The sequence below is a fragment of the Amycolatopsis sp. NPDC051061 genome (assembly GCF_040682935.1).
Taxonomy (GTDB): Bacteria; Actinomycetota; Actinomycetes; order Mycobacteriales; family Pseudonocardiaceae; genus Amycolatopsis.
Window position 1 is genome coordinate 91,209 of the sequence record NZ_JBFBBZ010000004.1, and the last position, 25,826, is coordinate 117,034.

At 71.8% G+C, this 25,826-nt stretch carries 28 protein-coding genes and 1 riboswitch; of the genes, 11 read left to right on the forward strand and 17 right to left on the reverse strand.

The window, feature by feature from the left end; genetic code table 11:
* The first annotated feature begins 151 nt into the window (after positions 1 to 151).
* On the forward strand, positions 152 to 784 hold the full coding sequence (locus AB0N03_RS06925) for a cyclase (RefSeq protein WP_364366566.1): 633 nt from the start codon (positions 152 to 154) through the stop codon (positions 782 to 784).
* An 84-nt stretch (positions 785 to 868) separates the two neighbouring features.
* A complete protein-coding gene (locus tag AB0N03_RS06930; protein ID WP_364366569.1) occupies positions 869 to 1,636 on the forward strand; it encodes an enoyl-CoA hydratase family protein in 768 nt (255 codons plus the stop codon).
* A 91-nt stretch (positions 1,637 to 1,727) separates the two neighbouring features.
* On the opposite strand, the gene AB0N03_RS06935 is transcribed toward AB0N03_RS06930, so the two are convergent.
* The 4 genes from AB0N03_RS06935 to AB0N03_RS06950 form a co-directional block, all read right to left on the reverse strand.
* A complete protein-coding gene (locus tag AB0N03_RS06935) occupies positions 1,728 to 1,907 on the reverse strand; it encodes a hypothetical protein (RefSeq protein WP_364366572.1) in 180 nt (59 codons plus the stop codon).
* A 78-nt stretch (positions 1,908 to 1,985) separates the two neighbouring features.
* Positions 1,986 to 2,354 (reverse strand): barstar family protein, encoded by a 369-nt coding sequence (locus AB0N03_RS06940; protein ID WP_364366575.1) that lies wholly within the window; start codon positions 2,352 to 2,354, stop codon positions 1,986 to 1,988.
* Complete coding sequence (locus AB0N03_RS06945) at positions 2,351 to 2,809, reverse strand: ribonuclease domain-containing protein (protein WP_364366577.1); 459 nt, start codon at positions 2,807 to 2,809, stop codon at positions 2,351 to 2,353. Before AB0N03_RS06945 ends, AB0N03_RS06940 begins: the two co-directional genes overlap by 4 nt.
* 11 nt (positions 2,810 to 2,820) lie before the next feature.
* Positions 2,821 to 3,024, reverse strand: a complete 204-nt coding sequence (locus AB0N03_RS06950; protein ID WP_329044304.1) for a hypothetical protein — start codon at positions 3,022 to 3,024, stop codon at positions 2,821 to 2,823.
* Positions 3,025 to 3,083: 59 nt separating this feature from the next.
* Between AB0N03_RS06950 and AB0N03_RS06955 the strand changes: the two genes are divergently transcribed.
* The 3 genes from AB0N03_RS06955 to AB0N03_RS06965 all read left to right on the forward strand — a co-directional run bounded on the left by AB0N03_RS06955 (position 3,084) and on the right by AB0N03_RS06965 (position 6,762).
* A complete protein-coding gene (locus AB0N03_RS06955) occupies positions 3,084 to 4,049 on the forward strand; it encodes a zinc-binding dehydrogenase (RefSeq protein WP_364366581.1) in 966 nt (321 codons plus the stop codon).
* A 136-nt stretch (positions 4,050 to 4,185) separates the two neighbouring features.
* A complete protein-coding gene (locus tag AB0N03_RS06960; RefSeq protein WP_364366584.1) occupies positions 4,186 to 5,217 on the forward strand; it encodes an alpha/beta hydrolase in 1,032 nt (343 codons plus the stop codon).
* A 93-nt stretch (positions 5,218 to 5,310) separates the two neighbouring features.
* Positions 5,311 to 6,762, forward strand: coding sequence for an amino acid permease (locus AB0N03_RS06965; protein WP_364366586.1), 1,452 nt, complete (start codon positions 5,311 to 5,313; stop codon positions 6,760 to 6,762).
* Here AB0N03_RS06965 and AB0N03_RS06970 read toward each other — a convergent pair.
* Entirely contained in the window at positions 6,759 to 7,808 is a 1,050-nt protein-coding gene (locus AB0N03_RS06970) for a nitronate monooxygenase (RefSeq protein ID WP_364366589.1), read from the reverse strand. The two genes, AB0N03_RS06965 and AB0N03_RS06970, sit on opposite strands and share 4 nt — an antisense overlap.
* Before the next feature lie 131 nt (positions 7,809 to 7,939).
* On the opposite strand from AB0N03_RS06970, the gene AB0N03_RS06975 reads away from it, so the two are divergent.
* Positions 7,940 to 9,712: a family 20 glycosylhydrolase gene (locus AB0N03_RS06975; protein ID WP_364366592.1), complete on the forward strand. Its 1,773-nt coding sequence runs from the start codon at positions 7,940 to 7,942 to the stop codon at positions 9,710 to 9,712.
* 1 nt (position 9,713) lies between these two features.
* Here AB0N03_RS06975 and AB0N03_RS06980 read toward each other — a convergent pair whose 3' ends face one another.
* Positions 9,714 to 10,484 carry a maleylpyruvate isomerase family mycothiol-dependent enzyme gene (locus tag AB0N03_RS06980; RefSeq protein WP_364366595.1) on the reverse strand — a complete coding sequence of 257 codons (771 nt, stop codon included), beginning with the start codon at positions 10,482 to 10,484 and terminating at the stop codon, positions 9,714 to 9,716.
* Positions 10,485 to 10,629: 145 nt separating this feature from the next.
* Between AB0N03_RS06980 and AB0N03_RS06985 the strand changes: the two genes are divergently transcribed.
* Positions 10,630 to 11,076, forward strand: coding sequence for a pyridoxamine 5'-phosphate oxidase family protein (locus tag AB0N03_RS06985; protein WP_364366597.1), 447 nt, complete (start codon positions 10,630 to 10,632; stop codon positions 11,074 to 11,076).
* 26 nt (positions 11,077 to 11,102) lie between these two features.
* Positions 11,103 to 11,678 (forward strand): PH domain-containing protein, encoded by a 576-nt coding sequence (locus AB0N03_RS06990; RefSeq protein WP_364366599.1) that lies wholly within the window; start codon positions 11,103 to 11,105, stop codon positions 11,676 to 11,678.
* Positions 11,679 to 11,952: 274 nt separating this feature from the next.
* Here the strand turns inward: AB0N03_RS06990 and lepA are convergent, their stop codons facing one another.
* A complete protein-coding gene (gene lepA / locus AB0N03_RS06995) occupies positions 11,953 to 13,803 on the reverse strand; it encodes a translation elongation factor 4 (protein ID WP_364366602.1) in 1,851 nt (616 codons plus the stop codon).
* A gap of 115 nt (positions 13,804 to 13,918) precedes the next feature.
* On the opposite strand from lepA, the gene AB0N03_RS07000 reads away from it, so the two are divergent.
* A complete protein-coding gene (locus tag AB0N03_RS07000; protein ID WP_364366605.1) occupies positions 13,919 to 14,539 on the forward strand; it encodes a class I SAM-dependent methyltransferase in 621 nt (206 codons plus the stop codon).
* Here the strand turns inward: AB0N03_RS07000 and AB0N03_RS07005 are convergent.
* A complete protein-coding gene (locus AB0N03_RS07005) occupies positions 14,536 to 14,910 on the reverse strand; it encodes a VOC family protein (RefSeq protein ID WP_364366607.1) in 375 nt (124 codons plus the stop codon). The genes AB0N03_RS07000 and AB0N03_RS07005 overlap by 4 nt on opposite strands.
* 23 nt (positions 14,911 to 14,933) lie before the next feature.
* A complete protein-coding gene (locus AB0N03_RS07010; RefSeq protein WP_364366609.1) occupies positions 14,934 to 15,797 on the reverse strand; it encodes a DMT family transporter in 864 nt (287 codons plus the stop codon).
* Positions 15,798 to 16,130: 333 nt separating this feature from the next.
* Here AB0N03_RS07010 and rpsT point away from each other — a divergent pair, with 333 nt between their 5' ends.
* A complete protein-coding gene (gene rpsT, locus AB0N03_RS07015) occupies positions 16,131 to 16,391 on the forward strand; it encodes a 30S ribosomal protein S20 (RefSeq protein WP_360672178.1) in 261 nt (86 codons plus the stop codon).
* Between the two features lie 170 nt (positions 16,392 to 16,561).
* On the opposite strand, the gene holA is transcribed toward rpsT, so the two are convergent.
* Positions 16,562 to 17,542 carry a DNA polymerase III subunit delta gene (gene holA, locus AB0N03_RS07020; RefSeq protein ID WP_364366611.1) on the reverse strand — a complete coding sequence of 327 codons (981 nt, stop codon included), beginning with the start codon at positions 17,540 to 17,542 and terminating at the stop codon, positions 16,562 to 16,564.
* 136 nt (positions 17,543 to 17,678) lie between these two features.
* Positions 17,679 to 17,812, forward strand: a riboswitch (SAM riboswitch).
* 12 nt (positions 17,813 to 17,824) lie between these two features.
* Here holA and thrC point away from each other — a divergent pair.
* Entirely contained in the window at positions 17,825 to 19,090 is a 1,266-nt protein-coding gene (gene thrC / locus AB0N03_RS07025; RefSeq protein WP_364366614.1) for a threonine synthase, read from the forward strand.
* 40 nt (positions 19,091 to 19,130) lie between these two features.
* Here the strand turns inward: thrC and AB0N03_RS07030 are convergent, their stop codons facing one another.
* The 7 genes from AB0N03_RS07030 to nadD form a co-directional block, all read right to left on the reverse strand.
* Complete coding sequence (locus AB0N03_RS07030) at positions 19,131 to 21,512, reverse strand: ComEC/Rec2 family competence protein (protein WP_364366617.1); 2,382 nt, start codon at positions 21,510 to 21,512, stop codon at positions 19,131 to 19,133.
* Positions 21,509 to 22,228 (reverse strand): ComEA family DNA-binding protein, encoded by a 720-nt coding sequence (locus tag AB0N03_RS07035; protein ID WP_364366620.1) that lies wholly within the window; start codon positions 22,226 to 22,228, stop codon positions 21,509 to 21,511. Before AB0N03_RS07035 ends, AB0N03_RS07030 begins: the two co-directional genes overlap by 4 nt.
* Before the next feature lie 227 nt (positions 22,229 to 22,455).
* Entirely contained in the window at positions 22,456 to 23,313 is an 858-nt protein-coding gene (locus AB0N03_RS07040; protein ID WP_364366623.1) for a DegV family protein, read from the reverse strand.
* Positions 23,314 to 23,317: 4 nt separating this feature from the next.
* Positions 23,318 to 24,046 (reverse strand): diglucosylglycerate octanoyltransferase, encoded by a 729-nt coding sequence (gene octT, locus AB0N03_RS07045; RefSeq protein WP_364366626.1) that lies wholly within the window; start codon positions 24,044 to 24,046, stop codon positions 23,318 to 23,320.
* Positions 24,047 to 24,049: 3 nt separating this feature from the next.
* Positions 24,050 to 24,664, reverse strand: coding sequence for a histidine phosphatase family protein (locus tag AB0N03_RS07050; protein ID WP_364366629.1), 615 nt, complete (start codon positions 24,662 to 24,664; stop codon positions 24,050 to 24,052).
* Positions 24,661 to 25,056 (reverse strand): ribosome silencing factor, encoded by a 396-nt coding sequence (gene rsfS / locus AB0N03_RS07055; protein WP_103343441.1) that lies wholly within the window; start codon positions 25,054 to 25,056, stop codon positions 24,661 to 24,663. Before rsfS ends, AB0N03_RS07050 begins: the two co-directional genes overlap by 4 nt.
* A gap of 59 nt (positions 25,057 to 25,115) precedes the next feature.
* On the reverse strand, positions 25,116 to 25,709 hold the full coding sequence (nadD, locus tag AB0N03_RS07060) for a nicotinate-nucleotide adenylyltransferase (protein ID WP_364366632.1): 594 nt from the start codon (positions 25,707 to 25,709) through the stop codon (positions 25,116 to 25,118).
* Positions 25,710 to 25,826 lie beyond the last annotated feature (117 nt).

A 25,826-nucleotide genomic window follows, 5' to 3' on the forward strand; every position in this document is an offset into this window, starting at 1 on the left:
CCGCCGAAAGGCGAGTCTTTTTCACATTTCTGGTCACCCTGCGCGCATGGGAACGGTAAATCCTTGACGCGCTAGTTAACTTGCCGGTAACTATCTAAGCGCTGCGCGACTTTCTTTCCTCCCCTCCAAAACCGCAGGTAGGTGGATACAAGTGAAAGCACTTCACCTTTCCCAGCTCGGCGTTCTGGTCGCGGTCGCGGCCCTCCCGGTCGCTCTCGCCGCCCCGGCATCGGCGGCCACCACCGCCGTCACCTTCGACTGTCAGGCCGACGCCCCGATCGTCGGGCCCCAGCAGGTGTCACTGAACCAGGACACCGACGTCACCGCGCCCGCCACGGTCGCGCCCGGCGGTGCGTTCGACGTCGTCATCGACCCGGCGCCGAACACCGTCCCGAGCGACGTGAGCGGGAACAAGGTCAAGAACATCAACACGTTCGCGTTGAAGTTCCCGATCCCGGCGAACTCGACCTACGTCGGCGCGGACCTGGCCGGCGGCTCCGGCCTCGGTGACACGGCGCCGACCATCGCCGTCGCGAACGGGGTCGCCACCCTGAGCTTCCCCGGCCCGATCGCCGGTGGCGCCACCTTCGAACTGCCCACGGTCACGACGCACCTGACCGCCGGCCAGTCGGGCACGATCGAGACGAAGCTGTCCGGCACGAGCTACAGCGACCCGGGCCTGACGTTCAAGGCGGTGGCGAGCACGATCATCGGCGACATCACCGCGCCGACGGCCTGCTTCCCCAACCCCAGCCCGGTCTTCACCACGACGACCATCGGCTGACCGTGAGCCGCCCCGCGGGTTCCCGCCCGCGGGGTGGCCCGCGTAACACCGGTGGCGCGCGGGGAGTGTGCAAGGGTGTCGGTCATGGCTGACGAACTGGTGCACTACGACGTGGTGGGCGGCACCGCCACGATCACCCTGGACTCCCCGCACAACCGCAACGCGCTGTCCTCTCAGTTGCGCCGCGAGCTTTCGGATTCGCTGGCGAAGGCGGCCGCCGACGACGCCGTGCGGGTCATCGTGCTCACCCACACGGGTCCGGTGTTCTGCGCGGGGATGGACCTCAAGGAGGCCCGCGGCGCGGGCGCGGGCGACCAGGGCGTGAACGAGTTCCCGAAGATCCTCGAGCAGCTGTGGACCAGCCCGAAGCCGGTCGTCGCCCGCCTGGCCGGCCCCGCCCGCGCCGGCGGCATCGGCATGGTGGCGGCGTGCGACATCGCGGTGGCGGTGCCGGAAGCGACGTTCGCCTTCTCGGAGGTCCGCATCGGCGTGGTCCCGGCGGTCATTTCCCTGACGGTCCTTCCCCGGGTCAACCCCCGCGCGGCGCACGAACTGTTCCTGACGGGCGACACCTTCGATGCTCGTCGGGCGGTGGAGATCGGCCTGCTGAACTCGGCGACGTCCGACCTGGACGCCGAAGTGGCCCGGTTCGTGAAGGCCCTGGCGGCGGGCGGCCCGACGGCGCTGGCCGAGACGAAGGCGCTGCTGAGCCGTCCCCGCCCGGCGACGCCGTCGGAGGGGTTCGAGGAGATGCTCGGGCTGTCGGCGAAGTTCTTCGCCAGTGAGGAAGGCCAGGAGGGGATCCTGGCCTTCGCCCAGAAGCGCAAGCCGAACTGGGTCCCGCAGGACTGAAGCGCCCCAATGTGGCCTTGGTTGCGTCTGACGCACCGAAGGGCCCCTTGGGTGCGTTGAACGCACCGAAGGCCACATTGGGGCGCTCGGGTCAGGCCGGGACGCGGACCCGCTTGCGCGGAACCAGCGCGAGCAGGCCCGTCACCCCGCCGCAAGCCGCGGCCACCACGTACACCGGCGTCAAACCCCCGGCCTGGTAAGCGATCCCGAGCACCGCGACCCCGAGCGTCTGCCCGAGCTGCCGGATCGTCGTGAGGATCCCCGCGGCCATCCCCCGCTCACCACCGGAACCACGAATCTCACCGCGGCGCCGGGACCCGCGGCGTACAGACGCTCGAAAGCGCGCCGCTCAGGCGTCCGGCAGCACGACCGTGAGCCGCCACGAACCGGCGCTGCGCCCACTCGGCCCGAGCGCGCGCTGCGCGTCCGAGAGCACGCTGCGGATCGCCAGGTAGGTCTTGGGCTCGGCCTTGCGCAACGCCTCCGAGCCCGGCCAGATCAGCACGTGCTCCCCCGGCGGCAGCCAGGACAGGTCGGTCAGGCAGTCGTACAGCGCGTCGAGGTTGTGGCCGAAGTAGTCCGGAAAGGACAGTGCGTCGGCGAACGCGCCGAGCGTGCCGGCCTTGTCCACGGTGGGCCGCGAGTTCACCAGGTGCGGGTACGCGCCCCTCGCGAAGGCCTCTTCCGCGGCGGCCTTCGCCTGCTCCGAGGCGCTCATCGGGCCGGGTCCACGACGACGAACGACGCGTAGTGGTCGCCGGTGTAGTACAGCTCGTGCGCCTGCCCGGTGATCAGCCGCCGCGCGCCGCGGTCGGCGCCGCCCGGGGTCTTCACGGTGTACTCGTGGTAGTAGCCGGACTTCTTGCCGGGCAACCGCTTCTCGCGGTTCTCGAACACGACGTCGTCGTTGCGCGGGTACGGGTACGGGCCGCCCTTTTCGATCAGCTTCCACGTGTCGCCGGCCTGGGACGGCAGGGCCGAGAGCGCGTTGACCGGCAGCCCGGAGTCCGCGCCCGGCACGGCCGCGCCGCCCTTCGGGGGCGCGCTCGGCGAGCTGCTCGAGGCGGGGGCCGCGGGCGAGTCGCCGCCGACGGCGTCCTTGACCAGCCAGCCCCCCAGCACCAGCACGAGGAGCCCGATCAGGGCGGCGGTGATCCGCCTTCGGTTGAACATGGTGCGCCAGCCTAGGACGGGGTGTCGGAGCGGTCGTCGTCACGCCCCGGAGCGAGCCAGTGGGCGAAGAGCCCGACGAGCTTGTCGAGCACCCACGCGGCGGCCAGGCACAGCGGCACGACGACCACCATGACCAGCACGAACTGGACCGGGAACCAAGCCTGGGCGAGCCACAGCTCGACCCCGTCCCACCAGTCGGCAAGCCCGTTGAACACGGTGTGAGCCTACGCGCGCTCCACTGCCACCGCGCTTCAGGGCCTGTACGTTGCGAAGCATGTTCGCCGTGTACGCGCAGGAACCCAACGCCGAAAGCCCCCTGGACTCGCTCGTCGTCGGCGAGCGACCCGAACCCGACGTGCCGGACGGCTGGGTCCGCGTGCACGTCAAGGCGGCCAGCCTCAACATGCACGACCTCTGGACGCTCCGCGGTGTCGGGATCAAGCCCGAGCAGTTCCCGATGATCCTCGGCTGCGACGGCGCCGGGACCCTCGACGACGGCTCCGAGGTCGTGCTCCACTCGGTGATCAACGCGCCGGGCTGGCAAGGTGACGACACCCTCGACCCGAAGCGGACGCTGCTCACCGAGAAGCACCAGGGCACGTTCGCCGACCAGGTCGTCGTGCCGGCCCGCAACGTCGTCCCGAAGCCCGCCGCGCTCAGCTTCGCCGAGGCCGCGACCATGGGCACGGCCTGGCTGACCGCCTACCGGATGCTCTTCGTGAAGTCCGGGCTGCGACCGGGCCAGACGATGCTCGTGCAGGGCGCCTCCGGCGGCGTCTCGACGGCGCTGGTGCAGCTCGGCCGCGCGGCCGGGTTCCGGGTCTGGGTGACCGGTCGCAGCGAGGAGAAGCGCGCGCTCGCCTCGAGCCTGGGCGCGCACCAGACGTTCGAGTCGGGCGCGCGGCTGCCCGAGCGCGTCGACGCCGTGTTCGAGACCGTCGGCAAGGCGACCTGGTCGCATTCGGTCAAATCACTCAAGCCGGGCGGAATCATCGTGGTCTCCGGCTCGACCAGCGGCCCGGACGCGGGCGCGGAGCTGCAGCGCGTCTTCTTCCTCCAGCTGCGCGTCGCCGGGTCGACCATGGGCACCCGGGACGAGCTCTCGGACCTGCTCGCCTACCTCGACCTGACCGGGGTGCGGCCGCAGATCGGCGCCGAACTGCCCTTCGCCGAGGCCCCTAAGGGGTTCCGGGCGATGCTCGACGGCGACACGGCCGGCAAGATCGTCTTCACCCGCTAGAAGCCGCTGAGCTGGGCGGATCGTCTTGTTCCGCCCAGCTCGACACTAGGTGAATCGCTAACGTACTCAGTTCGAGATCTGGTCGTTAGCACCTGGATTCGACCAAAACCCAATGGTCGCAAGGTATTCTGTAGTCATGACCGCGACGAAGCGGCCCGACTCGGCTGGACCGGGCGGCCGGCCCAGCAGCGACCCGGACCCGATCCGGGTCTCCTTCCGGCGCTACGCCGGTGTCCGCACCCGTGTCCTGGAGGTCGGCGACCTCGTCCCGGACCCGGAGCTCCCCCGCCGCTCGCTGCGCCGCCGCGCGGCCACGCCCCACGTCCGGCCGTCCGCGCCGCGCCTGGTGCTGCTGCACGGCTACTGCGACAGCGCCGACACGTGGCGCCCCGCCCTGGAACAGCTCGCGGCCGCCGGGATCCCGGCGGTCGCGGTGGATCTGCCCGGGTTCGGGGACGCGCAGCCGCTGCGGCCCGGCCCGATGCTGCCGCAGCTCGACGCGTTCACCACCGCCGTCGTCCGCGAGCAGGCCGTGCTCGGCTCGGTCGTGCTGGCCGGCAACTCCCTCGGCGGCACCATGAGCCTGCGCGCGGCGCAAAACAGCCGCTTGCCGATCTCCGGCGTCGTCTCGATCGCCGCACCCGGGTTCGTCGACTCGTGGCTGATCCGGACCGTCGCGCGCTACCCGTTTCCGCTGCGGCTCTACTCGGCGCTGCCGGTCCCGGTACCGGGCTTCCTGGTCCGCAAGGTCGCCGAGCAGCTCGTCCCGCGGCTGCTCTACGCCGACTCGACCGCGGCCGACGCGATGCAGGTGCAGCGCTTCACCGCGCTCTTCCCGGACTACCGTGCGACCAAGAGCCGGCTGGAGCAGGCCCGCCAGCTCGTCGCGGAGCTCGCCGACGCCTACCGCCTCGACTCGGTGAAGGTGCCGCTGCTGGTCGTCGCGTGCGGCAAGGACAAGCTCGTCACGGCCGCGTCCGGGCGGCAGCTGCACACCCTGGTGCCGCACAGCAGGCTGCTGGTGCGCGAGGACTGGGGGCACTGCCCCCAGCTGGACGACCCGGTGGAGGTCGCGGAGCTGCTCACCTACTTCGCGGCGAGCGCGGTCCGGACCACCCAGGCCAAGCGCGCGGTCGAGGCCGTGAGCGAAGACACCGCGGCGGGCTGAACGGCTCACGCTGTCTTCACGCGGAGTTGGCGGTAGGTTCCGGCGTTGGGTCCGTGATCCGGGCCCGTCCACCGCGACGTTCGGGAGACGATGATGTCCGCTCCAGGAGGCCTGGGCTCCAGCTCCGGCATCTTCCGGCGCAAGCCGATCGACCAGATCCAGGACACCTCGGAAAGCGGTGGCCTGAAACGCACCCTCGGCTTGTGGCAGCTGACCGCCATCGGCATCGGCGGCATCATCGGCGCCGGGATCTTCGCCCTCGCCGGCAGCGTCGCGCACGGCGACGACTCGGCCGGCATCCCGGGCGTCGGCCCGGCCGTGCTGATCTCGTTCCTCATCGCCGGCGTCGCGAGCGCCGCGGCCGCGTTCTCCTACGCCGAGTTCGCGGGCCTGATCCCGAAGGCCGGTTCGGCCTACACGTACGGGTACGCGGTGCTCGGCGAGGTCGTCGGCTGGTTCATCGGCTGGGACCTGCTGCTGGAGTACACCGCGATCGTGGCGGTGGTGGCGATCGGCATCTCCGGCTACTTCAGCTTCCTGCTCGGCCAGCTCGGCCTCGACCTGCCCGCCTGGATGCTCGGCGCGCCCGGCACCGGCCCGGGCCACAAGGTCGACCTGTTCGCCGCGCTGCTGTGCCTGCTGATCGCCTACCTGCTCAACCGCGGCATCCGCAGCGCCGCCCGGTTCGAGACGGTGATGGTCGGGATCAAGGTCCTGATCGTGCTGGTGGTCATCCTGGTCGGCTTCTTCTACGTCAAGACGGGCAACTACACGCCGTTCGCCCCGGCCGGCTTCGGCGGCGCGGTGACCGGCGCGGCGACAGTCTTCTTCGCCGTCTTCGGGTACGACGCCATGAGCACCGCCGCGGAGGAGTCCAAGGACGCGCAACGGCACATGCCGAAGGCGATCCTCTACTCGCTGGCCATCTCGATGGTGCTGTACGTGCTGGCCTGCCTGGTGCTGACCGGCATGCAGAAGTACACCGAGATCGACCCGAAGAGCGGCTTCTCGACGGCGTTCAAGTCGGTCGGCCTCTCCGGGCTGGCCACGGTGATCGCGATCGGTGCCATCATCGGCATCCTCACCGTGCTGTTCACGTTCCTGATGGGCGCCACCCGCGTCGGCTACTCGATGAGCCGCGACGGCCTGCTGCCGCCGTGGTTCGGCAAGACGAACGCCAAGCGGCAGGTACCGAGCCGGATGACCTGGCTCCTCGGCGGCGCGTCCGCGATCATCGCCGGCGTGCTGCCGATCGGCGAGGCCGCGGAGCTGACGAACATCGGCATCCTGCTCGCGTTCGTCGTCGTCTGCGTCGCGGTGATCGTGCTGCGCTACAAGCAGCCGGACCTGAACCGGACGTTCAAGACGCCCGGCATGCCGGTGGTCCCCGCGATCGGCATCGTGTTCTCGATCTGGCTGATCACGTTCCTGCAGCCGGAGACCTGGATCCGGTTCGCCGTCTGGTTCGTGCTCGGCATGATCGTCTACTTCACCTACAGCAAGCGGCACTCGCTGCTGAACCGCACCGGCGGCTCGGACAGCTAGCGGATCCGGTCGAGGCGTGCGGCCGCGTCGCGCGCCTCGACCTTCAGCCGTTCGAAGATGACGGCGGCCGACGCGTCGTAGGCGAGCGGGTACGTCTGGCCCGCCCACAGCGAGATCGCTTCCGGGTCACCGGCCTTCGCCGCCGCCTTGCGCACCGGCCCGGCGAGGCTGTTCAGCTGCGGGTAGGCCGCGGGCGCGCCTTCGGACAGCGCGTCCATGAACTTGTTGACCAGCCCGCGCGCCGGACGGCCGCTGAAGGCGCGCGTGAACGCCGTCTCGCGCTCGGCCAGCGCCAGGGCCTTGCGGTGAGCCTCGGACGTCCCGGCTTCGTCGGCGCGCAGGAAGACCGTGCCCAACTGGGCGGCGACGGCTCCCGCGGCGAGCACGGCGGCGACGTCCGCGCCGTGCACCAGGCCCCCGGCCGCGATCAGCGGCAGGTCGACGCGGGCGGCGACGAGCCGCAGCAGCGCGAGGACGCCGTATTCGGCGCCGCCGCCGGGCCGGCCCGCGTCGTCGGTGAACAAGCTCCGGTGCCCGCCCGCTTCGAAGCCCTGCAGGACGAGCGCGTCGGCACCGAGGTCGGCGGTCCGCTGCGCGGCCTCGGGCGTGGTCACGGTGACGACCACCGAGCTGCCGGCCTCCTTGAGGCGCAGAACATCCGACGGCGAGGGCGACCCGAAGGTGAACGACACGACCGGGACCCGCTTCTCGAGCACGACGTCCAGCTTCGCGGGGTACGCGTCGTCGTCCCACTTCGGTTCGCCGAGCTCGACGTCGTACTCGCGGGCGAAGGCCTGCAGGCGCTCGCGGTGCGCGGAGACGTCGGCGCCGGTGTCGGGCTGCGGGACGAAGAGGTTGACGCCGAACTCGTGGCCGGTCATTTCCCGCGTGCGGTCGATCTGCGCGGCGAGCGCCGCGGGCGTGAGCATGCCGGCCGAAAGGAAGCCGAACCCCCCGGCCTCGGTGACCGCGGCGACCAGCTCGGGGGTGGTCGGGCCGCCCGCCATCGGGGCGGCGATGACCGGGAACGTCAGCTCGTCGAACATGCCACCGAGCGTAGCCCGGGCCCGCCGTTCGCGCGGACCACCCGACTTGGTCTAGACCACGACTCGGGGAAATGCGACGATCCGGGCAGGTGCGACGGCGATGTCGCGCCCTTCCCGCCAGGAGGTCCCCGGTGAAGACACCTCTCGCGCGCCGCGTCGGCCGCGCCCTCGCCGTGCTGGCGCTGATCGGCGCCAGTACGACCGCCGCCCAGCTCGCGCCGGCCGCGGCGGCCACGCCGGCCCTGCAGTCGATCGTGCCCGTGCCGGTCTCGGTCGCCCCGGCGGCCGGGGTCACCTTCCCGCTGGTCTCGACGACGAAGATCGTCACCGAAGCCGGCTCGGCGCCGGCCAAGGACGTCGGCACCTACCTGGCCGGGGTGCTGCGGCCGTCGACCGGCTTCGCGCTGCCGGTGTCGGACGCCCCGGCGGCCGTGCCGTCCGACAGCATCGCGCTGCTGCTGAGCGGTGCGCCCGCTTCCGTCGGCGCGCAGGGCTACCAGCTCGTGTCGACGGCGTCTTCGATCACCGTGCGCGCTCAGACGGCCGACGGGCTCTTCGCGGGTGTCCAGACCCTGCGCCAGCTGCTGCCGGGCAAGGTGGAAAGCCCCACCGCCCAAACCGGTCCGTGGAGCGTCCCGGGCGCGACGATCGTCGACTACCCGCGGTTCGGCTACCGCGGCGCGATGCTCGACGTCGCCCGGCACTTCCACCCCGTGTCGACGGTCAAGCGGTACCTCGACCAGCTCGCCCAGTACAAGATCAACAACCTGCACCTGCACCTGGCCGACGACCAGGGCTGGCGCATCCAGATCGACAGCTGGCCCCGCCTGGCGACCTACGGCGGAAGCACCCAGGTCGGCGGCGGCGCGGGCGGCTACTACACGAAGGCGCAGTACACCGAGATCGTGACCTACGCGGCCTCGCGCCACATCACGATCATCCCGGAGATCGACATGCCCGGGCACGTGAACGCGGCCCTGGCGTCGTACGCGGAGCTGAACTGCACCGGGGTGGCGCCGGCGCTGCGCACGGACACGGCGGTCGGCTACAGCTCGCTGTGCATCTCGAAGGACATCACGTACACGTTCATCGCGGACGTGCTGCGCGAACTGGCGGCGTTGACGCCCGGCCAGTACATCCACATCGGCGGCGACGAAGCCTCCTCGACGTCGGCGGCGGACTACGTGACGTTCGTGAACAAGGTGCTCCCCCTGGTGGCGGCGACGGGCAAGTCGGTGGTGGGCTGGCACGACATCGCGAAGGCTTCCCTGCCCGCGTCGGCTTCCCCGCAGTTCTGGGGGACTTCCACGTCGGACGCGGGCGTGTCGACGGCGGTTTCCCGTGGCAGCAAGGTGATCCTGTCGCCGGCGAACAAGGCCTACCTGGACATGAAGTACAACAGCTCGAGCCCGATCGGCCTGTCGTGGGCGGGGTACATCGAGGTCCAGGACGCCTACGGCTGGAACCCGGGCGCGTACCTGTCCGGGGTGGGCGAGTCCGCGGTCCGCGGGGTGGAGTCGCCGCTGTGGGCGGAGACGGTCACGAAGCCGGCCGACATCGACTACCTGGCCTTCCCGCGGTTGGCGGCGCACGCCGAGCTGGGCTGGTCCCCGTGGTCGACGCACGATTGGACGGCGTTCCGCACCCGCCTGGGCGCGCAGGCCCCGCGCTGGGTGGCGCAGGGGATCGGCTTCTACCGGTCGTCACAGGTCTCGTGGGACACGGGAGGGACGACGAACCCGGGCACCTGCACGGCCCCAGCCTGGACCGCGTCGCAGGTGTACACGGGCGGGAACGTGGTGTCGCACAACGGTCACAAGTGGACGGCGGGGTGGTGGACGCAGGGCGAGGAGCCGGGCACGACGGGCCAGTGGGGCGTGTGGACCGACAACGGCGCCTGCTGACCTACCGCTCCGGGTCCCAGTCCACGAGCTGGTCGAAGAGCCGCCGGTCGCCGTCGAGTTCGAGGGAGTCCAACGGGATGCGGCCGTACAAGGCGAGGACCAGCTCGCCGGCCGTGCCTCGGGCGGAGGCGGTGGCCGCGTCCTCTTCGGATGCGGTCAGGCGGGCGGCCCGTGCGCCGTCGCCCGACAGCCAGTTGCGCCAGGAGCGGCCCTCGGTGGCGTGGTAGTCGGCGGCGGCGGGCTCGTGCGGCCAGGCGACCGTCGTCGTGCAGAAGGTCAGCAGGAACTCCTCGACGCCGTCGAGGGCCACCTCGGCCGGCACCGGCTGCGGCGCGCCGGCGGCGACCTGGGCGTCGTAGGTGTGCACCGCGATCTCATGGAGCTGGCGCCGGGCCACGGCACCGCAGGTCAGCGGCGTCTGCGACCTGCCCCACCACGCCCAGCACCGGCGATCCGGGCCGGCCTCCCGCAGCGCGTCCAGCAGCTCCCGCGTCGACTCGGCCGACCAGGCCAGCAGGGCTTCACGCTCCTCCGGCGGCGCCGGGGCTTCGCTCGGTGCGGCCTTGGCCGTGGCGTCCGGCCCGGCGGCGATGGTGGCCGCCCAGGTGCGGCGGCCCTCGCCCAGGTGCCGCACCAGGTCGGCCAGCGTCCACTCAGGGCAGGTCGGCACCGGCACGTCGAGGCCGGGGGCGGCGGCGACCGCGGCGCGGAAGGCGGCCGAGCGTTCGTCGATCAGGCGCAGCAGGCCGGGGAAGTCCAGGGTGTCGTGCACTCCGGCTGTCTACCACCGTGCTCCGGCGACCGGACAGCGATTTTCCCGGCCGACGCGGTGAGCTCGGGCCTTGCGGACGGTCAGCACCGCACTGCACCCGGTGAAACCGGACCACGCGATCGGCCCGGCGGGTTAGGTTTGGGGCATGAGCGTTGATCTCGAGCAGGTTCGCACGCTGTCGCTGCGGGAAAACGGTCTGGCCACCGTCGCCACGACGCGGGCCGACGGCACCGTGCACTCCTCCGTCGTCAACGCCGGTGTCTTCGCCGACCCGGTGACCGGCGCGCCCGGGGTCGCGTACGTCGCCGTCGGGCGGGCGCACAAGCTCGGGCTGCTGCGGCGGTCCGGACACGCCACCGTGACCTTCCGCCGCGGCTGGAGCTGGGTGTCGGTCACCGGCGCCACCCACCTCATCGGACCGGACGACCCCGACCCGGCCTTCGACGACGCGGGCCTGCCGAAGCTGCTGCGCGACGTCTTCATCGCCGCCACCGGCACCCACGACGACTGGGACGAGTATGACCGCGTGATGGCCGAGGAGCGGCGGGTCGCGGTGTTCGTGACGGCCGACCGGATCATCGGCAACCCCTGACCAGCCCGGCCCCAGGAGTCGACCCGTTGCCCGAGTCCCGATCCCGCGTCACCATGCCGGTCAAGGTGCTGATCGGCGTGCTCCTCGTCGCCGACGCCGGCTTCGGCGCGGCCCTCGCCGCCGGCCTGGTGCGCGGCCTCTCGCCGTGGCTGATCGGGGGCGCCTACGCGGCGACCGTGCTCCTCGCCGTCGCCGCCTTCCGGTTGTCCCGCGCCCGGATGCGCAAACGCGGCTTCGCGGGCCTGCAGGACCTCACCGTCGGCGACGAGGGCCTCCGCCTGCCCGCGGGCACGCTCAGCACGCGGCTGATCCCGTGGTCGCAGATCGCCGACGTCGCCACCCGCCGTTCGGCCCGCTTCGGTGACGGGTACCTGCGCGACGCCCTCTGGGTCGACCTGGTCACCGGCGAAGGCGTCGAAAGCTCGGTGCAGCGGTACGCACCCCGCGGCCGGCTCGCGACGTCGCCGCCGCAGAGACGCCAGTTCGAGCAGACGGCGATCCTCGACCCGGCCCTGTTCGACGCGGTGGTCGACCGGCTGCGGAAGGAACTGCGCCACCGGCAGCTGCACGCTCAGCTGCGCGGCACGCCCCGCATCCGGTGAACCGCTGTCAGCCGGCCGGCCCAGCAGTTCCCGTGGCACGATCCGCACCGGGAACGGCCGCTCGGCTTCGAAGACCTCGTCGGCCGCCGCTTTCGCGACCTGCTGGTAGTGGCCGTCGATGAGTTCATGCCTTCGCCCGTCCTGCTTCAATTCCTCGAGGCACCGGGTGTCGTTCACCGCGCCCTCCTCTCGTTGCCTTGACCAGAGCACACCAGGAGGCACCGACAAAAACGGCGGCCGCGGGGAGCCCGCGACCGCCGTTCACTCGAAAGCGTTACTTCTTGTTCTTGCCCGAGTCCTCAGTGGACAGTGCGGCGACGAAGGCCTCCTGCGGGACCTCGACCCGGCCAACGGTCTTCATCCGCTTCTTGCCTTCCTTCTGCTTCTCCAGCAGCTTGCGCTTACGCGAAATGTCACCGCCGTAGCACTTGGCCAGAACGTCCTTGCGGATCGCGCGGATCGTTTCGCGGGCGATGATCCGGGCACCGATCGCCGCCTGGATGGGCACTTCGAAGTTCTGCCGCGGGATCAGCTCGCGAAGCCGGTTCACCATGCGGTTGCCGTAGGTGTAGGCGTCGTCCTTGTGCACGATCGCGGAGAACGCGTCCACGCCCTCGCCCTGCAACAGGATGTCCACCTTGACGAGGTCTGCCGCCTGCGTGCCGGCCTCTTCGTAGTCCAGCGACGCGTAACCACGCGTACGCGACTTCAGTGTGTCGAAGAAGTCGAAGATGATTTCGCCCAGCGGCAGGTTGTACCGCAGCTCGACCCGGTCTTCGGACAGGTAGTCCATGCCGAGCAGCTGGCCGCGCTTGTTCTGGCACAGCTCCATGATCGTGCCGATGAACTCCGACGGCGCCAGGATGCTGACCTTGCTGAGCGGCTCCAGCACCTTGTCGATCTTGCTCCCCGTCGGCCAGTCCGACGGGTTGGTGACGTGGATTTCCTTGCCGTCGTCCAGCACCACGTCGTAAACCACGTTGGGCGCCGTCGAAATCAGGTCGAGGCCGAACTCGCGCTCGAGCCGATCACGCGTGATCTCCAGGTGCAGCAGGCCGAGGAAGCCGCAGCGGAAGCCGAAGCCGAGCGCCACCGACGTCTCCGGCTCGTAGTCGAGCGCGGCGTCGTTGAGCTGGAGCTTGTCCAGCGCCTCGCGCAGCTCGGGGTAGTCGGAGCCGTCCACCGGATACAGTCCGGAGTAGACCATCGGCTTCGGTTCCCGGTAGCCCGCCAGCGCTTCCTTGGCGCCGTGGCGCTCGGACGTCACGGTGTCGCCGACCTTGGACTGCCGGACGTCCTTCACCCCGGTGATCAGGTAGCCGACCTCGCCGACGCCGAGTCCCTTGCTGGCCTTGGGTTCCGGCGAGATGATGCCGACTTCCAGGAGCTCGTGGGTGGCGCCGGTGGACATCATCTTGATGCGCTCGCGCGGGGTGATCTTGCCGTCGACGACGCGGATGTAGGTGACGACGCCGCGGTAGGTGTCGTAGACCGAGTCGAAGATCATCGCCCGCGCCGGCGCGTCGGCGTCGCCCTGCGGCGCCGGGACCGACTTCACGACCTCGTCGAGCAGCGCACCGACGCCCATGCCGGTCTTGGCCGAGACCCGCAGGACGTCGTCGGGCTCGCAGCCGATGATGTGGGCCAGCTCACCCGCGTACTTGTCGGGGTCGGCCGAGGGCAGGTCGATCTTGTTGAGCACCGGGATGATCTGGAGGTTGTTCTCCAGCGCGAGGTAGAGGTTGGCCAGCGTCTGGGCCTCGATCCCCTGCGCGGCGTCGACCAGCAGGACGGCGCCTTCGCACGCCTCCAGCGCCCGGGAGACCTCGTAGGTGAAGTCGACGTGGCCGGGGGTGTCGATCATGTGCAGGACGTGGTCCTGGCCGTCGACCTGCCAGGGCAGCCGGACGTTCTGGGCCTTGATGGTGATCCCGCGCTCGCGCTCGATGTCCATCCGGTCGAGGTACTGCGCGCGCATGGCCCGCTCTTCCACGACGCCGGTGAGCTGCAGCATGCGGTCGGCCAGGGTGGACTTGCCGTGGTCGATGTGCGCGATGATGCAGAAGTTCCGGATGAGCTCCGGAGGCGTGAAGGTCGTGTCGGCGAACTTGTTGAGCGCTGTCACTCGAATGAGTCCTCGGAAAGTCGGGGATGGCCACCTCTATGCTCCCATGGCGCTCCGGGTGCGGGTGGGGGTCATCCCCGATGCGAGCCCAGGTGATCCGTGGTGCCCTCGAAGTATGAGCACATCGCACCAGCCGGCACCCCCTCCCCAGCCGGATCCAGGCGGCTTCGGCCGCGTCCTCGACCGTGCCTTCGGTCACCCTTCGGGAGCGCTCGGCCGCCTCGGCGGCTGGGTGATGGCGCGGGGCAACGCCGCCACCGAGCAGCGCGTCGTCGACTTGGCCCGGATCGAACCGGACGAGACCGTCCTGGTCGTGGGCCCCGGCCCCGGCGTCGGCCTGGACGCCGCCGCCCGGCTGGCCGGGCGCACCATCGGGGTCGACCCCTCCCCCGAGATGCTCGGGCTGTGCCACGAGCGCTGCGGCGACCGCGCCGAGCTGCGCGAGGGATCGGCGGCGCACACCGGCGAGCCCGACGGGTCCGTCGACGTGGTGCTGACCGTCAACAACGTCATGCTCTGGGCCGACCGCGCGGCCGGGTTCGCCGAGCTGGTCCGGGTGCTGCGCCCCGGTGGGCGGCTGCTGCTGTCCGCGCACGAGAAGTGGCTGCCCGTGAGCAGGCACGTCCTGGCCGACGAAGCCGCCGAAGCGGGCTTCGCCGACCTGCAGACCTGGACCTGGGACCCGCCCGGCTTCGCCGCGCTGGCCGCGCAGCTGCGCGCCGTCAAGCCCGCCTAGCGGGTGTCCGTGCGGATCGGGTGGCCCTCGGGCACCTCGACCAGCACGATCCGCGTGCCGTCCGGATCGGCGATCCAGGCCTCGTCGAGGCCCCAGGGCTCGCGCTGGGCGTCTCGCACCGGCTCCAGGCCCTTCGCCTTCAGATCGGACATGGTGCCGGCCAGGTCGCGGACCTGCAGCCAGAGCACCAGATCGGGTGACGAACCCGTCTCGCCCCGGCCGGAGACCTCCAGGGAGCCGTGGCCGAGGAAGAACACCGTGCCGCCGGGGAACTCACGCTCCACGGCCAGGCCGAGGGTGTCTCGGTAGAACGCCGTCGTCGCGTCGGCGTCGCGCGGGCGGATCAGCAGCCGGCTCTTCAGGACTTCCATCCGACCATCCCTACCGGACGCGCTCAGGCGGCCGCAATCGCGGCGATGCCGGACAGCACGATCACCGAGCCGGCGAGCCGTCGCACGGCGTCACGTTCGCCCAGCACCAGCCAGGCGGCGAGGCCGCCGAGCACGATGCTCAGCTCCCGGGCGGGCGCGACCAGGCTGACCGGTGCCATCGTGAGGGCGAACAGCACGAGGATGTACGCGATCGGCGAAAGCAGCGCGACGACCAGCACCTCACGCCGCTGCTCGCGCCAGATCCGCGTCACCTCGGCGCGGCCGGCCAGGGCGCCGGGCGCGAGCAGCACGCTCTGCAGGACCGAGCCGAGGCCGAAGTAGACGACGGGCGGCACGCCGAGGCCGGTCACCGAGTGCGCGTCCCAGAGGGTGTAGCCGGCGATGACGGCGCCGGTCAGGAGGCCGTAGAGGATGCCGGCTCTGCCGGCTTGCCGGTCGCCTCCCCCGCGCCCGGTGCTGATCACCAGCACCCCGGCGATGACCAGGAACGCGCCGACGAGACCGAGCCAACCGGGGCGTTCGCCGAGCACGAGGACGGCGGCCAGCACCGACAGCAGCGGCCCGGTGCCCCGCGCGACGGGGTAGACGACGGAGAGGTCGCCGACGCGGTACCCGCGCTGCAGGACGATGCCGTAGGCGATGTGCAGCACGGACGTGACCACCGCGGCCACCAGCCAGCTCCACTGTGGACGTTGCGGCTCGACGACCAGCAGCACGACCGTCACCGGCAGGAGGACGACCGCGGACGCGGTGTAGTAGAGCCAGACGAACTGGGTGCCGCCGGAGGAGATCCGCTTGGCGGCCAGGTTCCACGCGGCGTGCACGACGGCGGCGATGAGGACGAAGGTCAGGGCGGTGGCGTTCATGGGACCCCTTACGGGTTTTCGCGCGCGCGAAAACCGGGTCCTCCAGGCTTTTGCCCCGTCAGATGAACGACCGGCCGTCCGGGCCCGCCGACGGTGCCGCTCGGACCAGACCCGCCGGGTCCTGGTTGTGTGGTGCACGGCGTGCGGACCGGCGACGGAACCCTAGGCACTACCGTCGTCGAGGGTACTCCCGGCTCCGGGCACCGGCGGCCCGGCTGTTAGTGTTGTCGCTCGCTGCCCGTGCGGCATTCCGTCATGGAGGAAGCCCGCTCTTTCGAGCGGGGCCAATTCAGCGCGGCGGCGAATCTCACCGAGTGAAACAGGAGTTGCCCTATGGCCAACATCAAGTCGCAGATCAAGCGCATCACGACGAACGAGAAGGCGCGTCTGCGCAACCAGGCGATCCGGTCCTCGGTGAAGACCGCGATCCGCAAGGTCCGCGAAGCCGCCGAGGCCGGCGACAAGGCCAAGGCCGTCGAGCTGCAGCGCGACGCCGCCCAGAAGCTGGACAAGGCCGTCTCGAAGGGCGTGCTCCACGCCAACCAGGCCGCCAACAAGAAGTCGGCGCTGGCCAAGCGCGTCAACGCGCTCTGAGCTGGTTGATTTCTGGGAAAGCCCCGGCTTCGGCCGGGGCTTTTTCATGTCCGGGACGGGCTTCGCGCGGCGGAGGGCGGGGCGCTGCGAATCAGCAGCTCTCGGCTGTCGATGCGGGGATCTGCACTCGTCGGGCCGCGGTGGCCTGACCAGCGCGAACCTTTTTGCGGTCAGCGGTCGCCCTTGGCGGCCGCCACCTGGAGGACCGCGCGCTCCAGGGCGTAGCCCGGGTCCGCCGCCACGCCCTTGACCTCGGCGTTCAGCCTCGCCACCACCCGCATCGCCGTCGCCAGGCCGTCCTGGTTCCAGCCGCGGACCTGGCCCTGGGCCTTCCGGATCTTCCACGGCGGCATGCCCAGCTCACCGGCCAGCTGGTTCGGGTTGCCGCGGCCCGCGCCCGCGACCCGGGCGATCGTGCGGACCGCGTCGGCCAGCGCGTCCGCCACCAGGACGTGCGGGACACCCAGCTGCATCGCCCAGCGCAACGACTCCAGCGCCGCCGAACGGTCGCCGCTCACCGCCTTCTCCGCGACCGCGAACCCGGTCACGTCCGCGCGGCCGCGGTGGTAGCGGCGGACCGCCTCCGCGTCGACACTCCCGCCGGCGTCCGCCACCAGCTGCGTCGCCGCCGAGGAGAGTTCTCGCAGGTCGGAGCCCACGGCGTCGACCAGCGCGGCGACCCCCGCCGGGTCGATCTTGCCGCCGGCCCGGCGCACCTCGTGCCGCACGAACTGCTCGCGCTCGGCCGGCTTGGTCATCTTCGGGCACTCCGTGACCTCGGCGCCGGCCTTCTTCAACGCCGCCGGGAGCGTCTTGCCGGCCTTGCTGCGGCCACCACCGGTGTGCACGACGACCAGCACGACGCCGTCCGCGGGGTCCTTCAGGTAGGACGCCACCGCGTCGGCCAGCTCCTGCGAGATGTCCTGCGCCGACTCCAGGACGATCACGCGGCCCTCGCTGAACAGCGACGGGCTGACGAGTTCGGCCAGCTCGGGGGCTGTGAGATCCGACACCCGGACCCGGGTCAGCTCGGCCGTCGCATCGATCGCGCGGGCCGCGGTGAGCGTGTCGCGGACGGCGCGCTCGATCAGCAGTTCTTCCTCGCCCAGGACCAGGAGCAGCGGGGCCGGGGCGGTGGCTTGCGCGGTCACGGACGGATCCTCTCACTTGCGGTGTCATGCGCCCGCTCCGGTGATGTCGAACGGCCACCATGGCACGGCGTGAGCGCCATGTCGTACGGTGTTCTCGAGGCGGCGCGCTGTTCGGCGCGCACCGACAACCGAATAACGCTCATCCAGAGGGGCAGAGGGAACGGCCCGACGAAGCCCCGGCAACCGGCGTACAGCCTGTCATCCCGCGATCGCGGGGTAGCTGACGACCACGGTGCCAATTCCGGCCCGCTTCGGCGGGGCAGATGAGGAAGGAACCTCGCGATGACCGCCACCCTCGGAACGTCCTCCACCACCAAGACCCCGGATCTCGGTCCCGCCGTCGAACTGGTGTCGAAGGAAGAGGGCCACCGGCAGCCGCTCGCCCCCGAGTTCGTCTCCGCCGAGGACTTCTCGCCGCTCGAGGTCGCCTACGACTTCGGCCGCGTCCGCCGCGAAGACATCGAGGCCGGCCCCAAGAACATCTGGCGCTACAAGAAGCTCCTCCCGGTTCCGTCCAACGTCGAAGAGATCCCGAACACCGAGCCCGGCGCCACCCGGCTGATCCGCGCCGACCGCCTGGCCAAGGAACTTGGCCTCAAGCGCGTGTGGGTCAAGGACGACACCGGCAACCCGACGCACTCGTTCAAGGACCGCGTCGTCGCCGTCGCGCTCGCCGCGGCCCGCGAGTTCGGGTTCGAGGTGCTCGCGTGTCCGTCGACCGGCAACCTGGCCAACGCGACGGCCGCCGCCGCGGCCCGCGCGGGCTGGCGGTCGGTCGTGCTGATCCCGAAGAACCTCGAGCGCGCGAAGATCCTCACCACCGCGGTCTACGACGGCGACCTGATCGCCGTCGACGGCAACTACGACGACGTCAACCGCCTCGCCACCGAGCTCGCCGGCGAACACCCGAAGTGGGCGTTCGTGAACGTGAACGTCCGGCCGTACTACTCGGAAGGCTCGAAGACGCTGGCCTTCGAGGTCGCCGAGCAGCTCGGCTGGCGCATCCCGCCGCAGATCGTCGTGCCGATCGCCTCCGGTTCTCAGCTGACCAAGGTGGACAAGGGTTTCCGCGAGCTGGGCCAGCTCGGTCTCGTGGACGCCAGCCCGTACAAGGTGTTCGGCGCGCAGGCGACCGGCTGCTCGCCGGTGTCGGCCGCGTTCCGCGCCGGCCAGGACGTGGTCCAGCCGGTGAAGCCGGACACGATCGCCAAATCGCTGGCGATCGGCAACCCGGCCGACGGCCCGTACGTGCTCGACATCGTCAACCGCACCGGCGGCGCGATCGAGGACGTCACCGACGAAGAGGTCGTCGAAGGCATCCGGCTGCTGGCCCGCACCGAAGGCATCTTCACCGAGACCGCCGGCGGGGTCACCGTCGCCACGGCGAAGAAGCTGGTCGAGACGGGCAAGCTCGACCCCGACGCCGAGACGGTGCTCCTCATCACCGGCGACGGCCTCAAGACCCTCGACGCGGTCGAGAACCACATCGGCCCGAAGGCGACCGTGGCGGCTTCCGCCAAGGCCGTGAACGAGGCGCTCGGCTACTGACGTCCACCGCCGGGGCGGGCTTTCGCGGCCCGCCCCGGCTTCAGCGGCGCGGCGGCCCACGTGGCTCGCCCCGGCGCGCTACCGCCGGACCTGACGGGTCGCCGACCACCGCCGTGTCACCGTCCACGTCGGTTCGTGTCACCAACGCACCCAGTGCCGTCAAGCTGTCCATTGTGGACTTGTTGGGGTGGCCGTAGGTGTTGCCCGCGCCCACGCTGACCAACGCCACCCGTGGCGCCACCGCCGCGAGGAACGCCGGTAGTGAGTAGCGCGAGCCGTGGTGTGGGACCTTCAACATCTCCGCCTTCAGGTTGTCGCCGTCGGCCAGCAGGTCGGCTTGGGCCGCCAGCTCGACGTCGCCGGTCAGGAGCACCCGGCCGGCCGGGGTTCGCGCCCGCAGCACCACCGAGCTGTTGTTGATCGTCGTGCCGTCCTGCTGCCCGGCCGAACGTGCCGGTACGTAGTGCGGGCCGAGGACGTCGAGCGACAGGCCGGGCCACGCCAGCCGCTCCCCCGTGCTCAGCTCCACCAGGGGCACCCCCTGCTTCGCCGCTTCGACGGCGACTTGGCGCCACGCCCACTCCGGCGCCCGCCCCGGACCGACGGCGATCGCGCCGACCGCCCGGCCGTCGAAGACCGACGCCAGGCCACCGATGTGGTCGGCGTGCAGGTGGCTCAGCACCAGCAATGGGATCCGGTCGACCGAGAGCCGGTGCAGGCACTCGTCCACCGGCCCCGGCTCGGGTCCGGTGTCCACGACGACCGCCCGGCCCGGCTCGGCCGTCGCCAGCACGACCGCGTCGCCCTGCCCGACGTCGCACTCGACCATCGCCCAGTTCCGCGGTGGCCAGGCCGGCGCGATCACCCGCACCGGCACGAACACGAGCAGCGCGCCGGCGACCAGCACCGCCATCACCAGCCGCGCGCGCCGGTGCCGGGCGGCCAGCACCAGCACCACCAGCACGGCGGCGGCGAGCAGCCCGCCCGTCCACCCGCCGGGCCACGCGACGACCGCGCCGGGGGCCCGCGCGCCGTGGCGCGCCACGGTGATCAGCCACCGGGCCTCCGGGTCGGCCAGGTGCACCAGGACCTTCCCGGCGCCCGGCCACCACGGGCCGGTCACCGTCGCCAGCACGCCGAGCACCGTCGCCGGAGCCACCACGGGCGCGGCGAGGACGTTGGTCAGCACCGACACCAGGCTCACCGAGCCGGCCATGCCCGCGAGGACCGGCGCCGTCACCAGGAAGGCGGCCAACGGGATCGCCAGCCCCTCGGCGAACCCCGGCGGGATGCCGCGGCGAGCCAGCCCGGCGGCCCAGCGGGGCGCGATCAAGACCAGCCCGGCCGTGGCGAACACCGACAGCGCGAACCCGAAGTCCGTCGCCATCGCCGGATCCGTCACCACCAGCACGCACACCGCGAACGCCAGCGCGGGCAACGCCGAGCCTCGCCTGCCCAGCGCCAGCGCCAGCAACGCGACCGCCGCCATCACCCCGGCCCGCAGCACGCTCGGCTCCGGGCCGACCAGGACGAGGAACCCGGCCAGGCACGCGCCGGCCGCCACCGCCGACAACCGCGGCCCGAGCCGCAGCACGCGCAGCAGGAGCAGGACCGCGCCGCACGCCACGGCGAGGTTTCCCCCGCTGACCGCGGTCAGGTGGGCGAGACCGGCGGTGACGAACTCCTGCTCGACCCGCGGCGACAACCCGCTCGTGTCGCCCAGGACCAGGCCCGGCAGCAGGCCGGCCGGTTCGTCCGGCAGCACCTGGCACAGGTCGTGGAGTCCGGCGCGCAACCCGGCCGCGGTCCGCTGCCACCACGGCGCCGGCCCGAGGTCGCCCGGCGGGCCGCGCACGGACAGCACCGCGACGGTCAGGTCCGAGCCGCGCGGCGGCATCAGCAGGCCGCTCGCCGTCACGTCCTGACCCGGCAGCAGCGACGCCCACTGCGCGACCGGAGCCAGCAGCAGGACGCGCCCGGACGACGCGACCGGTCTGCCGTCGACCGACGCCGTGCGGACGTCGGCCGTCAGCACCACCGACCGGGCCCCGGCCTGCTGATCGGCGTAACCCGCACTGCGCACGGGCTTCGGGCGCTCGGCGACGACGACCCGCACCGACGCGGGGAGTCCGTCAGCCGCAACCGCGCGAAGGTCGTCACGCTGCGCGTCGCGGATTCGCCAGGCGACCGGGCCCGCGGCGACGAGTCCCAGCACCAGCAGGGCTGCCGCCGCACCGAGCGCCCGGGGACGCCCCCGCGCCCGCCAGAGCACCAGCCCGGCGAGCGCCGCCGAGACGAGGCCGACGGCGACCGCCGTCCACCAGCCCAGCAGCAGGCCGCCGAGTGCGGCGAGCCAGCACGCCAGCGCCGCCGGGACGAGGCGCATGTCCTGCCGGGTGTCGATCGCGGGAAGGGTGCTCATCCGACCGTCACCTGCTCCCGCAATTTTTCAAATTTACTTTCTCCGATGCCTGAGACATCGCGCAGTTGCTCGACTTTCGCGAAGCCGCCGTGCTCGGTGCGCCACTGGACGATCCGCTGGGCCGTCACCTCGCCGACGCCGGGCAGCGTGTCCAGCTGGTCCGCGCTCGCCGCGTTGAGGTCGACCTTGGCGCCCGCCGGAGCACCGGCCGGCCCGGCGGCGGGCGCCGGGATCCCCACCGCGAGCTGCTCCCCGTCGGTGACCCGGCGGGCGAGGTTGAGCGCGCTCAGGTCCGCGCCGGGATCGGCGCCGCCCGCGGCCCGCAGCACGTCCGCGACGCGGGCGCCCTGGACCACGGTGACCAGGCCGGGCGACCGGACGCGGCCGATCACGCTGACGACGAGACCGGCCTGGGGTGCGGCCCGGGCCGAGGCCTCGCTCGCCGGTTTCGCGCTGGGCAGCGCGGGCGGTGGCTCGGGCGCCGGTGGGCCGCCGAAGAGCGCGACCGAGCCGAGGATGATCACCACGACCGACACGAGGACACCGGCGAACGCCCACCGGCGGCGGCCGGCACCGGCCGGTCCGCCCGGCAGCCAGCGCCGGACCAGCCGGCCGCCGGGTCCGACCGTGCTCGCGTCGGGCGAGAGCTGGTCGGCCAGCCAGGCGAGCCGGTCGTTGACGGGAGGGCCCGGATCCCGGGCGGGCTGCTCGAACACACGATCGACGTTAGGGCTCGCGGGGAGCGTCCGACAGGGGTGCCGCCGCGTCCTGTGGACAACCGGGGTGATGTGGACGGATCCACCCCGCCCGGGTCCGGAACGGCCGTTTCCGTCGTACCCGGGTGGCATGCTGGAGGGTTCGGCGCGTCGGTGGGGCTGGGGGTCGTGCGTCCGAGTTCGTCGACAGCGCGGCGGCGAGTGCGAACGACTTGCCCCGCGCGACGCTAGCGGCGGGACGGAACCGTCCGCTGGACGACCACCCCGAGCACCCCGGGCCCGGTGTGCGCCCCGATCACCGCCCCCAGCTCGGAGACCACGCACCCCGCCGACCGCGGCACGGCCTCCTCCAGCCGGTTCGCCAGCGCGACCGCCCGGTCCGGCGAGGCGAGGTGGTGGACGGCCAGCTCGACGTCGTCGTCCCGCGCGGCCTGGGCGGCGAGCTCGACCAGCCGCGCGAGCGCGCGGTTCATGGTGCGGACCTTCTCCAGCGGCAGGATCCGGCCTTCGGACATGTGCAGCACCGGCTTCACCGCCAGCGCCGTCCCGAGCAGTGCCGCCGCCGGGCCGATCCGGCCGCCGCGGCGCAGGTGGTCGAGGGTTTCCACGACGAACAACGTCGACGAGCAGCCGGCCGCGGTCACCGCCGCGGCCTCGACTTCGGCGGCCTCGGCCCCGGCGGAAGCCGCCGAAGCGGCGTGCAGCGCGGCGAACCCGAGCCCCATCGCGGTGGTGCGCGAGTCGACCACGCGCACCCGGTCCGGCCCGACCTCCTGCGCCGCCAGCACCGCGGCTTCCCAGGTGCCCGACAGCTCTCGCGACAGGTGCACCGAAACGATCGCGTCGGCGCCGTCGGCGAAGGCCGCGCGGTACTCCTTGACGAACTCCGTGGGCGTCGGCCGGGACGTCGTGACGATCTTGCGCTGGCTCATCGCTTCGGCGACCGCCGCCGGCCCGGTCTCGACGCCGTCGAGGGAAACCACGCCGTCGACCAGGACGTGCAGCGGCACCACCCGGACCGCGTGCCGTTCGGCGAAGCCCTCCGGCAGGTGGGCGGTGGAATCCGTGACTACGGCGACCGACACGCCGTCAGCCTACGTGGCCGGGGGCCAGCACCGGCGCCATCAACACGGACATCGCGTCGCCCACCGCGGCGTGCCCCTGCCAGCCCCAGTGCATGCCGTCCGGGTTGCCCTCGCCGCTCAGGACGTGCTCTCCGACAACGGCTTCGAGATCCAGCAACGGAACTCCCGCTCGCGAGCCCCAGGCCGCCATCGCGGCGGCCGCGGCCGGGCGCGCGGTGTGCACGCCGCCGTAGGCCGCCGCCCGGTGCACCGAAGGCAGCATGCTGAAGATCGGCAGTTCGGGGCGCAGGACGCGCAACGCACCCACCGCCGTGTCGAGGTACTGCACGGTGAGCTTGGCCGGCAGGACCACGGGACGGCCGCGGAAGGCGACCGAAAGCTGGGGCTGCGCGGCCAGGTAAGCCTTGCGCACCACCCGCCGCACGGGGTCGGGCCGCAGGTACTTCAGGCCCGTGCGCAGGTAGGTCGGCAACGGCGAAGGCAGCGTGTCCATGCTGCCGACGGCCAGCACGACCGCGTCGACGTGGTGCAGGTCGGCCCACACGCGCGGGTCGCCGGTCAGCGACCACCAGGCGTCGCGAGCGGTCCAGCCGATCCCGGCGACGAGGTCGGCGGTGCCGCCGAGGGCGGCGGCGGCGATGTTGGGCCACAGCCGCGGTTCGTCCGCGGCGCAGGGTCCTTCTGGACCGTGGAAGCTCAGCGAATCGCCGAAGACGAGCAGGCGTGGCCCCATCGGCTAGCCGTGCATCCCCGCGTTGTAGGCCTGCAGCCGCCATTTGCCGTCGCGCGCGCCCAGCTCGACCCAGTGGCAGTTCGAGATCCCGCCGAGCGACGGCCAGGTCTCCACCGGCAGGTTCAGCAGCCGCGCGGTGAGCGCGGTGATCAGCCCGCCGTGCGCGGCCAGCAGCACGGTGTCGCCCACCGAAGAGTTGGCCTGCTGCAGGTCGGTGACCACTTCGCTCGCGCGGTCGGCGACGTCGAGGCGGTTCTCCCCGCCCGGCGGCGCCCAGGTCGCGTCCTTGCGCCAGCGGTCGCGTTCACCGGGGTAGGCCTCGTCGACCTCCGCGCCGGTGAGCCCCTGCCATTCGCCGAGGTGCGTCTCGCGCAGCCGCTTGTCGATCCGCAGCGGGACGCCGATCGCGTCGGTGAGCACGGTGGCCGTGTCGGTGGCGCGGCGCAGGTCGGACGCGATGACGAGGTCCGGGGAGAACCGGGCCAGCGCGGGGACCGCGAACCGGGCCTGGTTCCAGCCGACCGGCGTCAGCGCCGAGTCGAGGTGCCCCTGCATCCGCCCGGCGGCGTTGTAGTCCGTCTCGCCGTGGCGCCAGAGCACGAGCCGCCGCGGGCTCACGGGACGTCCGGGTCCTCGTCGGCGGGCGACTCTTCGAGACCGGCCACCTCGATGCGCGGGCAGTCCTTCCAGAGCCGCTCGAGGCCGTAGAAGGTGCGCTCTTCGACGTGCTGGACGTGGACCACGACGTCGACGTAGTCCAGCAGGACCCAGCGGCCCTCGCGGGCGCCTTCGCGGCGGACGGGCTTGTGCCCGCTCTCCCGCAGCTTCTCCTCGACGTTGTCGACGATCGCGCCGACCAGTCGTTCGTTGGACGCGGAGGCGATGACGAAGGCGTCGGTGATGACGAGCTGCTCGGACACGTCCAGCACGACTACGTCGCTGGCCTTCTTGTCCGCCGCCGCGTGTGCGGCCGCTACGGCCAGCTCTCGTGCCTCGGACGTGGCTGCCACGGTGCTCCTTCACAGATCGGGTTCGCCCGAGAAGAGTACCCGCCGCGACCAGGGACGCTTCAGTCGCTCTTCCGGTAGAGATCCTTCTTCGCGATGTAGCGGACGACGCCGTCGGGAACGAGGTACCAGACCGGCTCCCCGCGTTCGACGCGGTCGCGGCAGCCGGTGGAGGAGATCGCCATCGCGGTGACCTCGACGAGGCTCACCTTGCCGCCGGGCAGGTGGTGCGAGTTGAGCCGGTAGCCGGGCCGCGTGACGCCGATGAAGTGGGCGAAGTCGAACAGCTCGTCGGCCTTGTGCCAGGTCAGGATCTGCTCGAGAGCGTCGGCGCCGGTGATGAAGAAGAGCTGGTCCCCGGGGTATTCGGCGTGGAGGTCGCGCAGGGTGTCGACGGTGTAGGTCTGGCCGGCGCGGTCGATGTCGACGCGGCTGACCGAGAAGACCGGGTTGGACGCGGTCGCGATGACCGTCATCAGGTAGCGGTCCTCGGCCTTGGTCACCTGGCGGCTGGTCTTCTGCCAGGGCTGGCCGGTGGGGACGAAGATCACTTCGTCGAGCCCGAACCGGGACTGGACCTCACTGGCCGCGACGAGGTGGCCGTGGTGCACGGGGTCGAACGTGCCGCCCATGACCCCGATCCGCCGTGGTGACATGACTCGGGAGCCTATACATCGCGCGCGCGAGACGTCGGGTGCTGTTGACCACCTCCCCCGACCGGGCCGCGGAGGTGATTCAGGTCACATAACCACCCGTATTCGACACGAACGGTC